This is a genomic window from Paenimyroides tangerinum, assembly GCF_003865405.1.
GTDB classification, from domain to species: Bacteria; Bacteroidota; Bacteroidia; order Flavobacteriales; family Flavobacteriaceae; genus Flavobacterium; species Flavobacterium tangerinum.
The window spans coordinates 1-13921 of the sequence record NZ_RQVQ01000007.1; the positions used below are offsets into that span (position 1 = coordinate 1).

Sequence of the window (13921 nt, forward strand, 5' to 3'; positions counted from 1 at the left end):
GACATAGTCATATTCATAGCCTCCAATGGTTTGGCTCCAACGAAAAGTTCCGTCGCAAGTGGTTGAGAAAATAACAATATCTGGTCTATTTACTACATTGTAGGTAGGAATGGGATTTCCATCTATTTGGGTGTTGCCGTTTGTGGCACGTGCCAGAAAATAGTAGTTGTTGTCTTGGTCTATTTTAATATCTAATATTTGTTCTGCTTGCGGAAAATAGTGGGTTGGATATTCACCAGAAACATTCTGAGTTCCACCACCCGTTTTTGCCCATTGCCATTGGTAGTTTTGAGAAAAACCTGATAATCCAAAAAGAGAAAGCGTAAGTATGGTAATTATTTTTTTCATGATGGTTGCGTTTAAAAGATTAAGGTTTGATGTTTAAGGTTTAAAGTTTGAGGTTTAAGGTTTCGATTCTGTTGAATAGTCTATTTTGTTTTAATGAACATTTATAAATCTTGAAATCTTCACATTGATTAATTATCTAATTGATTTTTTGTTTTTAAAGATACCTTTTTTTGCTTTAAAATTTAAATTCGTGCCAAAACAATGAAGCTTTGACACGAATTTTTTTAATAAATAGAGAAATTTACTTTTTAATTAATTTTTGTTGCATCACACGCTGATTGTCCGCTTCTAGACTTACGACATAGATACCTGTTGTCCAATTAGCTACAGGTACAAGAACATTCCCTTCGTTTGTGTTTAGTTTTTGTACAAACTTGATGTTACCTAAAACATCATACACCACCAATTGTTGTGCTTGCTTATAATCACTTCCTAGTTTGTAGTGAACCGTTGTTGTCTCTACGGCAGGGTTAGGTTCTAAAGTTAGCTCATTGGCTGTTTGCATCATCATCATGTAATTTTCACCTAGTGGTGGCCATTCGATTTCAAACAAATCTGTACATTTATAGGTACTTAAAACCACCATATCCATTCCACCGTAAATTGGATACGAACTGTTTGGATAGAATCGTAAAGGAGCAAATGTATAAGATTGTCCTGCGCCAACCGTAATAACTGCAGGGTCGAAGGTACCGTAATTATTAAAACTCGATAAATTTACCGTTACTGTATTAGCTGTAGTGTTTACAAACATACCAGAAAGTACGAAAAAGTTTCCTTCAGATTTATATTGTATTTTTGTGATTTTGAATTTGAATTCACAAATAGGAATATCACAATCTTGAGGATTGAACATGATATTTGCTGTAGCTGAAGTGTTGACACACTGCCCATTTTGTACGCTTAACTGATAGCCACCAGCTGCTGTAATTGGTAAATTAGGTACATTGGTATTGGTTCCTGTTTGTACTGGATTTCCGTTAATCAACCAACGATAGGCTTGTTGAACACCTAATGGTCCTAATAAATAAGGGGCTGGGTCGGTATTCGGACAAATATCATAGCATCCACTTGGTACTACCCATAAATAACGCTCTGGATTGTGTGGGGTTTGTATTTGTGCTGTTTTGGTACAACCCGATGGTGCTATGTAGGTAACACTATATGCACCACCATTCAATACATAAATAGTTTGACCAGTAGCACCGTTGCTCCAGTTGTAGGTTCCGTTTGCAGGACCGTTAGCGGTTAGCTGTAACGTATATGGACTGCAACTGTACACGCTATAACTGATAGTGATGTTTGGCAAAGCTGGGTGAACCGTTACTACAAATTCTTTAGAATTTGCACAACTGTTGCCACCTTGTACTTCTAAACGGTAGGTGTAAGTACCCGCTATATTACCTGATACCGGAACTTCTAAATTTGCTGAGCCCGTGGTCCAAGAACCTAATGGACCAGACATTACAGCGGTATTAAGTTTCCAGCGGTGTTGTAAATTGGTGTCGGTTACTGTACCGTATAATGTGGTTTCAGACCCTAAACATACGTTGTTTTGCCCCGAAATGTTTACATAAGGTAATGGTTTTATGGTTACATTTCTTGGACTAGCTGCCATATCTGAATTACTACAACCATCACCATTCAATAATTTTGGCCAATAGTTCCCAGAGGTAGTTGGCGTAAAAGTTAGACCTTGGTGTACAGGTACATTACCGTTCATCCATATTATTGTTGTTGGAGAGGGATTAGTTTGAGATACAAAACTCAAGGTCTGAATTGTTTGTCCTTCACAAGCTGTTATATTATCTTGTGGGTCTATGTAACCACTAAAATTCACACTTGGAACTTCAAAAGCCTCTACCGCTTCATGACTGAAACTACAACCGTAACGGTTTGTTGCGGTAAGTTTAATATTTTGCCAGCCAGAACTAATAATTTGTACTGTAGTATGAGTACTGCTTGCCATATAAGCGGTACCGTTAAACTCCCACTTGTAGATATAGTCACTGTTATAACCCGGACCCGGTATGGTTAATACAATACCGTTTTCTGGGCAGTACGGCGCAGCAGGTATTGCGAAAATAACCTCTGGGTTTGAAGGTATGGTTACAGTTACTGATTTTGTACAATCTGGTAAACCATTACCACCGCTAATTTTTAATGTAAAGGTATAGGTTTGGCCAGGTTGCAAATTGGTAACTGTTGCGTTCGAACCATTTTGTGTTAAGTTACTACCTGCATAAGTATATAAATACATACTATCGTTTGGAGTATAGTTAAAGAAAACCGAGTTGTTTAACAACTGTGCCGTATAAGTACCATTGTCATCACAAGAAAGTGTATAATTAAAATTCGCTTGATAATTCTTTTGAATTGAAATCTGTTTCTGTACGATACAGCCATTGTAGTTTAATTCAACAATTAATAAATATTCACCTGGAACATTCGTTGTGAAAAAGGTTGTAGCAGATGAATCATTGTCAACTTGAGCCTGTGCTGGTGCATACCATTTTATGGTTGGTATTATTCCACCATTTGTAGTATAGTTTACTTTTGCATTAATTCGGTTACAAGAAACCCAGTCAGTATAATTTGTATCAATAGTAACTGTTTGATTTAAATTACAAGGATTTGGTGTTGAACAATTATGCGTTACAATGATGTTCTGTGTACGTGTGCTACATCCATTTGTATTGGTTACCACTAAATAATACGTACCTGCAGGTGTACCTTGCGAATTGTTATTGATGGTATAGCTCGTACCTGTACCGATTGGTATTAAGCTAGGTGCTTTAAACCATTTATAGGTAAGGCCACTATTTATTCCACTACCTAGATTAGACTGTAGCGTAACTGAGTAACTACCCGTTGGACAAACACTGTAATTATAGCTTACAACATGTATGTCTGGTCTAGGTTTAACAATTACTGTAGCGCTAGTTGTAGCGGTAAAGTTACATCCGTTAGGGTTTATGATTTCTAAAACAATTGGGAAACTCATGTTTGCACCTGAAATATTATCGATGTTTGTAGTTACTGTGTTTCCGTTAAATACAGCACCGTTAACCGTCCATTTTACAGTACCTGAAGTAATAGGCATACTGCTATTAAAGCTAAGGTTGAAGTTTTCTCCTGCACAAACTTGGCTTATTGGATTGATAGTAAGCTGTGGCGTTTGATTGATGGTTACGTTATATGGTATAACCACTGTTTGCCCACATTTTGTTATCGTTAAACGTACTTGTCCGTTTGAGACACCTCCAGAAATTTCGTTAAAACTGATTTGAGCCGTTGTACCGCCAGTACCATTAGTTACGTTACCAAAATTAGTTGTTGGTTGTGGATTTGGAATTGCTGGTGTAGCAGGAGGTAAACCTACAATAGACCATTCGATGTTGTCATAAACCACACCTTGTAAGTTGGCTGTAAATGTAGTTCCCGAGCTCGGACAGAAATTAACCTGATTACTAGCGTGATTAATAACCGCATTGTGTGTTACTTTTTGTACGTTTTTAGAAAGTTCTGTAGAAGTACAAATTTGACCTAAAGTAGAAACACGTTTTACTTTTACTGTTCCGTTATTCGCAGTGAATATTACGGTAATCTGACTTCCTGAATTACTTCCTTGAATGGTACCGCCTGTAACAGCCCACGCGTAAACAGAATTAGGTTCTGTGTTGGCTGGTAAGCTATAGATTACAGGAGTATTTAAACAATAAAAAGCATCTCCTTGAATTGGTCCAGCAGGTTGCGATGGTGTTTGAGCTACAACTACAGAAACAGGAGGGCTTGCACAACCATTTGCATTTGCAACTACTGTGTAAGTACCACCTTGTGGGAAGTTGTATATACAAGATGCTCCATTAGAAGTATAAACCGTATTGTTGTTTAATGAAATTACCCACTGTACATTTGCATTTTGGTTGTTTGTAAAGCTTTGATTTATTCCTGAACATCTAAGTGGAAGATTGTTGTTTACAATCTCAACAGTGTTGATTACTTTTATTATAGCACTTGCGCTTCCTTTACAACCTAATAAAGTATTGATATAGTCTGCCGTTAATGTATAAGTTCCAATAGTAGAACCATCAACAATAATTTCGTTGCGTTGATCTGTATATACAAGCATTGGATGGTTTTCTATACCATTTAATCTCCAAACAAAATCTGTTGTAGGCCATTGAGGTAATGTGTATTTAGCTTGATTGTTTAAACAGATAGTTTCCGTACCTTTAATATTAGCTCTTTCAAGAATTACAGGTACTTTTACAGTTGTCCAAAAAGGACAAGAACAATGAGAAAGATATTGTACATATCCAAAACCATCTTCTGGATCAACACTATCCCAAATTACATCAATTGAATTACCGTTTTGACCTACAATATAACCGCCGATAACGTTCCATTCACCACTACATTCTTCATTTGCAGTATAGGTAGCAATGTCTTTTTCACAAACTACAGATGGACAAGAGATGTCTATATTAGGTTTATTTTCGATAAAAACTTTTACACTATATTTACTGGTACAATTACAACTATTTGTAACCGTTAAAATAACCTCGTAATATCCTGGAGTATCATAGCTATGGGTTGGTTCAAAAGCACTTGAAGTGTTTCCATCTCCAAAGTCCCAATTATAATAAATAAGATCACTTCCTCCATTATCATTTGATAGATTTTCAAAATTGATTGGTGTATTAACACAAAAAGTAAAATCAGGCGAACCTAAAACTTCAAATTTTGCATCAGGTGAAATGATTTTTTCTACACAAATACTAGACGTACTAATGGTATTGTCTGTATAAGTTATAATAACATTTAATGAGCCACTTCCATTACTTCCCCAGTCAATGGTTGCATATTCATTATAATTTCCGGAAGTGGTACCAATGTTACCGCCAGAAATTTGCCATTCTACATCTGCAATGTTATTGCCAATTACAGTAAAATTAACAGAGGAATATTCACAAAAACGCAAACAATCAGTTTCTTGTACCCCTTCATTGAGATTTAAGGTGTTTCTCTTAGGATCAATTGCACTATCATAGTCAATACATCCGACCATTTGATCCCAACTCAAGTATGATGAGTTGTTCTGAGCGTTTGCAATTGGGATGAATAACATCCAAAACAGCACTAAAAGAAGCCGTTTGTCGGGTTTAAAGAGTTTTTTTTCTTTCATAATAAAAAAAATTAAATTGGTTAATAAAATACTACGTTAGGTTTTGAGTAAAACCACATTAGGTTTTGAGTAAAACCACGTTAGGTTTTGAGTAAAACCACATTAGGTTTTGAGTAAAACCACGTTATGTTTTAAGTAAAACCACGTTAGGTTTTTGACAGGATTACTTTTTACGTTGTAAGGAGGCTGTTTTTAATGTGTCTGAGATGCGTTTACCAGGACGGTAATTAACTCTTACGTTTTTGATATGTGTTTGTGCATTAAATTCTTCGGGAGTTGCTGTTCCCTCGCTAGAAATACCTGTATATAAAGTACCTAGTTTATCTAAACGCACAATTTTACTGTCTGCTAAGGCTTCTTGTATCACATTTTCAAGTGCAATGATTACCCCACGGATATCTGCTTCACTCAGGGCACTGAATTTTTCGATAGATTTTACTAAATCATCAATAGACATTTCACCATCGTTTACAACGTTTGCATACCATTTTTTAATTCCACCGCCTACCACTCCTGGTTGGCCTTTTTCGATTAATTTGTACTTGATTGCCATAGTTATAGATTTAATTGTTTAAAATTTTGAATAAACACGAATTGAAAACTGCACTCGCAGGCTGTTTTAGATAGCCACTTACTATCAATACTGTTCTACTTTTGTTCCAATCATCATCATTATGATCATTTAAATTTTCTGCGACATAGAAAAGTAATTCAGTTTCTTGTTGGCTTAAGTTTTTAGAATTAATGATGACACTTAATACATCAAAATCAATTTCGTTATTTATCATTTGGTCTAAAATGTATTTACAATCAACTGAAACATTTAAGTTATCATAAACGTAGTTTTGATTGTTGATAAGAGTTACGATTTCAGTTGAGGTAGGTAAAGAATAATTAACTATTTTTAGATTTTGAAACTCTAAATTAGAATGTGTAATGGAATCTAAGCGACTAATCACATTTTCCAAATTTAGATTATCATTGGAATAATGTAGATAATAATCATTGAGAATACTGTTTTGAATGCTGTATAAAGTAGTACCTTTCGCTTTTGCATGAGATGCATTAACGTTGTTTTCGAACGTAGGTTGTACTTCGTATGTTTCAAAATAATTACAACTTAAGATTGTTAAGAGAAAAACTAAGGAGAATATTTTTTTCATAATATAAATAATTTATTGTTTTCTCAAAGCTATCGTATTATGTATAGTAATGCAAAAAGTAGTTGGTCGAATTGATCAATTTACCTGTTTTTTTATTGTTTAATTAGTTGGTTTACAACAAGTTATTTTTTTTTCACATGCGTGGTTTATGTAATGAAATACATGTTTTTTTTAGTAGTAAATGGATGTATTCTACTATTTTTTGTTTGTTTTGTGCTTGTATTTCGGCTCAAAATTTAGAAGAGTTACGTCAACAAATGGATACGATGTCAACTACAAATTCAAACTATGAAAATACGTTACAACAATTTATAAATACATCAAAGAAGAAAAATGACAAGCAGTTGTTGTTTGATGGATATTTGCGTGCGATTAAATGGTCTAAAGATGCTGTGGAACAAAATGCGTATTGCGATAGTGCGATGGTTTTGGCTAATAAACTTGGAGAGGATATTTATTGGATACGTTTTTTTCAAACAAAAAGTTTTATAGCGTTAGTTGATAGAAATTATCCGAAAGTTTTAGAAAATCAGCTTAAGGCATTAGATTTTTTAGATCCGAAAGAGGAGCCTTATTTATATAACAAAGCGCTCTATTCAATTGGTGCAACCAAGTTGTATATGGGGAATTATAGAGAAGCTTTGAGCTATTTTAAAAGTGCTACTACTTATTTTAAAATACAAACAGATTTGTCTCATGTAAAAGGTTATTTGAATTGCATTAGATCAGAAGCTATTTGTAATTATTATTTGGATAATATATCTGAGGCTCGTGATTTATTGGTTTTGGGAAGAAAAGCGTTTCGCTATTTAGATAAAAATGATTCTTTACAAGAAAATGCTTATTTTGACCTAACTCAAGCTATGGTTAGTTTTAAAGAGGAAAAATATCAAGAGAGTAATGAGTTACTTACAAATGCTCTACCCGAAATTGTTTTAAATGAAGATTTTGCGAACGAAAATTTGATTTATTTTTATTTTGGAAAGAATTATTGGTTTTTAGGTAATAAAGAGTTAGCCGTAACTTATTTTAAAAAAATTGATGATTTATTTACCAATAACGAATATATAAATGTTCATTTTTTAAAGGCTTATACCTATTTAATCGACTTCTATAAACAAGAAAATAATTTAGAAAAACAATTGTACTTCACCAACCAATTGCTAACTGCAACGCAGAGTTTTCAGAAAACGCAATCGTATTTGTCTGATTATTTTCATGCCGAGTTTGATACGAAATTGCTTAAAGAGGAAAAACAAAAGCTCGAAGACCAAATTGCAAGGAAACATCTATTTTTAGTATTAATATCTGTTGTTGGAACTTTGTTGCTGGTTTCGTTTATGGTTTTGTTTATTCGTAATAAACGAATGAAAAAGGCATATAGACAAAGATATAAAGCAGTTTTAGAGCAGATTGAAGTTCGAAAATCGCAATCGAAAAGCAATAAAGAGACTTTTGATTATGACTGGAGTAGTATGCAAGAGAATGCGAATTGGAATAGTTATTTGTATCAAGATGAGTTTGAATTAACTACTGATTTAAAGGTTAAAAAAGAAGTTCTTCCTTTGCAATTAATGAAAGAGTTAAATGAAAAGCTGATTTGTTTTGAAACCCAAAAAATGTATTTAAAGTTAGACTTTACATTAAATGAATTGGCTGATTATTGTAAAACCAATCGCAGTTATTTGTCACAATACATAAATCAAGTAAAACAAATGAGTTTTCCTGATTATATCAATTCGCTTCGCGTAAATTTATTGTTAGATGATTTGCAAACGAATTATCAATTAAGACAGCTAAAAACAGAAATAATTGCTGAAAAATATGGATATTCCAACCGCAGAAGTTTTTCGAATGCTTTCATTAAAATAACGGGTATAAGCTATTCGTATTTTGTGCAGGAATTAAAGAAAGAAGCCTAAGTGTTCTTTCGCAATAGGGATGGGAGCTTTGTTTGAGCTCTTTTGCAAATTGAAAATTTGCAAAAAGCGAGTGCGGACAGCCCGACCTGAAACGTAGTGGAAGGAATTGCCCCCAAACAAATGCTCCTAAAGTTTAAGAACTTATTTGATTATTATTTCAATGGACTTGTTTTTGATTGAGCTAAGTTTTGAATGAAATTTAATAAAATCAGGCTCTAAACTGTTATTGAAGTTAACTTTTACTCCATTTATTTTGTTCTGTATTTGTGGAATTTGATTTTCTATTGAATTTCCGAACCCCATTATTTTAAGATATGTTTTTATATTCATTTCGAATTCTACACTCTGCGAAATAATTTCGGATAATTGTAAGACATCAGGTATTGTTAGGGCGCTTTTCATAATTTAGTATTTAGTCGTTGTAAATATATGTTTTTAAAAGATTCCTATTTGAGTAAATTTCTAAGGGAAAACCCTGATTTTTAGATATATTGCTTTTTTGATTTAATTTGATATAAATTCATAAAATCTGTTTTTTGATTGCAAATATTTTAAGGGTTAATATTTTTTTTTGTGTTTTTTTAATTTGATGTTTCTTTTAAGTTATTTTATATGTTGTTGAGAAACATTGTTTTATTAAATTTGAGTAAATTTATTTATTATGATTATAATTAATTCGCCTTCAAACGATGCGTATTTTAATATCGCTTTAGAAGAGTTTCTTTTATACGAATATCCTACCGAATCAATTTTTCTATTATATGTAAATGCACCTTCAATAATTGTGGGAAAATTTCAAAATACTTTAGCAGAAATTAATCTTGATTTTGTAAAAGAGAAGAACATTAAGGTTGTTCGAAGAATGTCGGGAGGAGGAACGGTTTATCATGATTTAGGAAACTTGAACTTTTCGTTTCATACATTACTTGGACAAAATGATTTTATGGATTTTTCCAAATTCACTGAACCTGTAGTTAAAGTTTTAAATCAATTCAATGTTCCTGCAAAACTCGAAGGGAGAAACGATTTATTGGTTGAAGGGAAAAAGTTTAGCGGAAATGCGAAATTAGCTCGTAACGGTAAAATGATTCAGCATGGAACTATTCTGTTTGACTCTGATATGTCTGTATTGGACAATGCTTTAAAAATTAACCCTTTAAAATATAAAGATAAAGCTGTAAAATCGAATCGTGCTCGAGTGATTAATCTTAAAGAATATTTACCTGATGATGTTACAATAGAAGATTTAAAACAAGCTTTGATTGGCGAGATGTTACTAACAAATCAGATGACTTCTATTTATGAATTAACTTCTGAAGATATTGCTAGTGTTGAAAAATTAATTTATGATAAGTATAATACTTGGGATTGGAATTTTGGTTTTTCGCCTAAATATAGTTTTAAAAATGCAGCTAAAATTCCTGCTGGGTTTATAGAAATACATTTAGATGTTGTACGTGGTGGAATAATTGAAAAAGCTAAAATATTTGGAGATTTCTTTGCTTCTAAGCCAATTGAAGAATTTGAACAACTTTTTATCGGAAAGAATCACAATGAAAATGAGATTCGTGCTGTTCTTGAATCGGTTGATGTTACAGAATATTTCGGAAAAGTTACTATAGATGAAATTATATCTATTTTTAAATAAAAAAAGAACCTATTTTGTAGGTTCTTTTTTGTTGTATTTTTTAAACAATGGAATGTTGTATGAAATGGAATAATTAAATCCGGCTCCGATGTTTCCACTGAATTTTTTTCCGTATCCTGGAATATATAGATTTTCAAAATCCGTTGGTTGTTTTTGAGTAATTAAATATTTCATTCTAAATGTAAAACCTAGATATAAATTTTTAACAACTTCAGCTTTTACTCCTGCAACAAATTCTAACCAATGGGCAGATAATCCCTTTGAAATTGAATTTGGATAATAGGTTTGAATCGGAAAATAAGAATTGGTTTCGTAAATATTATATGAATTTAATGTTTGCGACATATTTGCGTAACCATATCTTCCACCAATAAAAATCATGTTATTCATGTCTAACCAGTTGTCATAAACATTATAATCTAATCCGGCTCTAATAAACATTCCTTTGGTTGTAAAAGTTAGTTGGTCTTCTTCAGTAAATTTATCTTCGATACCAAATTCAACGGCAACATATTTTCTTTTATCGATTCGATAATCACCACTGATTTCAAATCCTGTATAATTTTTATCCCAAAAATTTCGAGAAGCTTTTATCAAATCTGTTCCGATTCTTAAACCGTATGTATCTAAATATTTTGGTTTGACGATGGTATCTTGAGCTTGAGCTATAATTCCAATAAATAGGAAAATTGAACTAATAATATATTTTAGCATGCGGATTTTCTTCGTTAGTGATGTTATTAGTCAAAGGGGTAAAGTTTGTAATCCAAGTACCAACTCCATTATTATTGATTGTAGTCGAAACATTATCAAAGACGGTTTTATATCCACAAGCTTTAGAAACATATTCTGTTTTAGGTGAATAATTGAATGTCAATTGGTCGATTTTTTCGATGGTATCGTTATTGATGATTTCAAAAAATTTAAGGTTCCAAACGGTTTGATTAGATGTAATATCTAAAGGTAATTGAATTTCAGACCTGTTAAAATATTCGATAACTTTTATGGTATCGTTTCCAATTTCTGGTAAAACATAACATTCTATTTTGAAAAAAGGTTTTAAAACGGTACTGTTTGCTTTATCGTAAAATTCGATTCTAACGTTTGGTGTTGCTGCTTCTCCTTCGCAAATATCGTCTTTTTCGCAAGCTATAAATATTAGAAACACTAAACCTATCAACCACTTATTTTTCATATCATAAATATATTGTTTCAAAATTACAAAATCCTTTTGTAAAAATAATACATTTCAAAAATAACTTAAATCACTAATGATTAATAAACCTTTATTCAGCTTAATTTATATGAATAGTCCAACTCATTAGATTTAAAATTAGAATTATGGATTATTAATTTTTTTATATATTTAGGTTTTATAATAAATTGATATGAAAAGTTTCATTCTATTACTATTTCTTATTTGTTGTCAATCAATAACAGCACAAACAAATAATTATAAAATAACGTACAAAAATTTTGAAGGAAATCTGAAAAGAGATGCTGTTTTGTATTTAAAAGAAAATCAGCCTACAGTAATGCGTACGATTATTGCTTCTACCGTTCCTTTAGAAATTATAAAAGATTCCACTTACATTGACAGCAACGGTGCCACCACAACTGTATTTGGTTCTGGAAATAAAGATTATAGTATATTCCCAGATGAATATATCAAGGTAGATCATTTAAATAATAAAATAGAAATGATTAAAGTTGTTCTTGAAAAGAAATTTTTAATTACTGATGAATTAAATTATAATTGGAAAATAACAAACGAAACCAAGCAGATTCAAAATTATACTTGTTATAAAGCAACTACTTCTTTTAGAGGAAACAATTTTGAAGCATGGTTTACACCCGATATTCCTGTAAATGCTGGACCTTGGAAATGGTACGGACTTCCTGGTCTTATTGTAGAAGCTACCGATACCGATAAAAGTGAAGTGTATTTATTAGAAAAAATTGAGAAATTAACGGACGAAATTCCTTTTCCTTCAACTAAATCAGAAAAATTAACTTTAAGAAAATATTTCAAAAATGCTGAAGAAGCGATGGATGCTTTTTTAAGTGAATTAAATGAACGAAATGTTACAGTAACAAGTAATGTTATTGGAAGGTTTGGTTTAGAAAGAATTTATGAATGGGAAGAAATACCTGAAAAATAATATAAAAAAAAAGCAATGCTTGAGAAACATTGCTTTTAAATATTATTTTAACTCTAAAAGAACCACATTTTCAACATGATGTGTTTGTGGGAACATATCAACTGGTCTTACACGAACCACTTTGTAAAGTTCATCCATCAAAGCTAAATCACGTGCTTGAGTAGCAGAATTACAACTTACATAAACTACACGTTTTGGAGCAATTTTTAAGATTTGTTCAACCACATCTTTGTGCATTCCGTCACGTGGTGGATCGGTAATAATCACATCCGGATGTCCGTGTTGTGCAATAAATTCATCATTGAAAACATTCTTCATATCTCCAACAAAGAATTCGCAATTTGTAATTTTATTTCGATCTGCATTCACTTTTGCATCTGCAATTGCTTCTGGAACAGCTTCAACACCAACTACTTTTTTTGCTTTTTTAGAAACAAATTGTGCGATTGTTCCTGTTCCTGTGTATAAATCGTAAACCAATTCTTCTCCAGTCAATCCTGCGAAATCTCTTGTAATTGCATACAATTCGTAAGCTTGATCTGAGTTTGTTTGATAGAATGATTTTGCGTTGATACTAAATTTCAAACCTTCCATTTCTTCTAAAATGTAATCTCTTCCTTTGTAAAGTTTTACATCTTGATCGTAAATGGTGTCGTTTGCTTTTCCGTTAATTACATATTGTAATGAAGTGATTTCTGGGAAACGCTCCATTAAGAATTCCAATAATAATTCGCGTTGTTTTTTATTTTCTTTAAAGAACTGAATCAAAACCATAATTTCTCCTGTAGAAGCAGTTCTGATCATTAAAGTTCTTAGGAAACCTGAAGCTTCACGCGGATTATAAAATTCCATTTCGTTTGCATTAGCAAAAGCTCGGATTTCGTTTCTAATAGCATTTGACGGGTCTTGTTGTAAATGACATTTTTTAATATCAAGAATTTTATCCCACATTTTTGGAATATGAAATCCTAATGCATTTTCGCGAACTAATTCAGCATCAGATTTTACTTCTTCTTCCGTTAACCAACGCGCATTTGAGAAAGAAAATTCCATTTTATTACGATAGAAAAACTGTTCTTTAGAACCTAAAATTGGTTCAAATTCTGGAAGTTCAATTTTTCCAATGCGTTTTAGGTTGTTATAAACTTCTTGATGTTTGTAAAACAATTGTTGGTCATAAGACATATTTTGCCATTTACATCCACCACAAGCACCAAAATGTTCACAAATTGGCTCAACACGATGTTCAGAAAATTTATGAATAACGGTTGCTTTACCTTCGTAATAAGCTTTACGTTTTTTTGTAGTTTGTACATCAACTACATCTCCAGGAACCACATTTGGTAAAAAAATAATTTTTCCGTCTGGAGCTTTCGCAACCGAAACGCCTTTTGCACCTGCATCAAGGACTTCTACGTTTTCGAATACGATTCTATCTGTTTTTTTTCTTGCCATGATGCAAAAATAATAATTGTTTTATCTAGTTGTAT

At 32.3% G+C, this 13921-nt stretch carries 11 protein-coding genes; 3 read left to right on the forward strand and 8 right to left on the reverse strand.

Going from position 1 to position 13921, the window contains the following annotated elements; translation table 11 throughout:
• From EG240_RS03925 to EG240_RS03940, 4 genes are all read right to left on the reverse strand, one after another.
• Nucleotides 1-348: hypothetical protein (locus tag EG240_RS03925; protein ID WP_148096339.1), on the reverse strand; the 348-nt coding region annotated here is incomplete at its 3' end.
• Nucleotides 349-589: 241 nt separating this feature from the next.
• Complete coding sequence (locus EG240_RS03930; RefSeq protein WP_125017649.1) at nucleotides 590-5536, reverse strand: PKD domain-containing protein; 4947 nt, start codon at nucleotides 5534-5536, stop codon at nucleotides 590-592.
• A gap of 163 nt (nucleotides 5537-5699) precedes the next feature.
• Nucleotides 5700-6089 carry an HU family DNA-binding protein gene (locus EG240_RS03935; RefSeq protein ID WP_125017650.1) on the reverse strand — a complete coding sequence of 130 codons (390 nt, stop codon included), beginning with the start codon at nucleotides 6087-6089 and terminating at the stop codon, nucleotides 5700-5702.
• Nucleotides 6090-6099: 10 nt separating this feature from the next.
• On the reverse strand, nucleotides 6100-6699 hold the full coding sequence (locus EG240_RS03940) for a hypothetical protein (protein WP_125017652.1): 600 nt from the start codon (nucleotides 6697-6699) through the stop codon (nucleotides 6100-6102).
• Between the two features lie 185 nt (nucleotides 6700-6884).
• Between EG240_RS03940 and EG240_RS03945 the strand changes: the two genes are divergently transcribed.
• A complete protein-coding gene (locus EG240_RS03945) occupies nucleotides 6885-8621 on the forward strand; it encodes a helix-turn-helix domain-containing protein (RefSeq protein WP_158611981.1) in 1737 nt (578 codons plus the stop codon).
• A gap of 141 nt (nucleotides 8622-8762) precedes the next feature.
• On the opposite strand, the gene EG240_RS03950 is transcribed toward EG240_RS03945, so the two are convergent.
• Complete coding sequence (locus EG240_RS03950) at nucleotides 8763-9023, reverse strand: hypothetical protein (protein ID WP_125017656.1); 261 nt, start codon at nucleotides 9021-9023, stop codon at nucleotides 8763-8765.
• Nucleotides 9024-9282: 259 nt separating this feature from the next.
• Between EG240_RS03950 and EG240_RS03955 the strand changes: the two genes are divergently transcribed.
• The gene (locus tag EG240_RS03955; protein ID WP_125017658.1) at nucleotides 9283-10269 is read left to right on the forward strand and encodes a lipoate--protein ligase; all 987 of its coding nucleotides are present in this window, start codon (nucleotides 9283-9285) and stop codon (nucleotides 10267-10269) included.
• Nucleotides 10270-10278: 9 nt separating this feature from the next.
• On the opposite strand, the gene EG240_RS03960 is transcribed toward EG240_RS03955, so the two are convergent.
• Both EG240_RS03960 and EG240_RS03965 read right to left on the reverse strand, forming a co-directional pair.
• A complete protein-coding gene (locus EG240_RS03960; protein WP_125017660.1) occupies nucleotides 10279-10983 on the reverse strand; it encodes a DUF6048 family protein in 705 nt (234 codons plus the stop codon).
• Nucleotides 10964-11464, reverse strand: a complete 501-nt coding sequence (locus tag EG240_RS03965; protein WP_125017662.1) for a DUF6452 family protein — start codon at nucleotides 11462-11464, stop codon at nucleotides 10964-10966. The genes EG240_RS03960 and EG240_RS03965 overlap by 20 nt, the downstream gene beginning before the upstream one ends.
• Before the next feature lie 193 nt (nucleotides 11465-11657).
• Here EG240_RS03965 and EG240_RS03970 point away from each other — a divergent pair, with 193 nt between their 5' ends.
• Complete coding sequence (locus EG240_RS03970; protein WP_125017664.1) at nucleotides 11658-12431, forward strand: GLPGLI family protein; 774 nt, start codon at nucleotides 11658-11660, stop codon at nucleotides 12429-12431.
• A 42-nt stretch (nucleotides 12432-12473) separates the two neighbouring features.
• Here EG240_RS03970 and rlmD read toward each other — a convergent pair whose 3' ends face one another.
• Nucleotides 12474-13886 carry a 23S rRNA (uracil(1939)-C(5))-methyltransferase RlmD gene (gene rlmD, locus EG240_RS03975; RefSeq protein ID WP_125017666.1) on the reverse strand — a complete coding sequence of 471 codons (1413 nt, stop codon included), beginning with the start codon at nucleotides 13884-13886 and terminating at the stop codon, nucleotides 12474-12476.
• Nucleotides 13887-13921 lie beyond the last annotated feature (35 nt).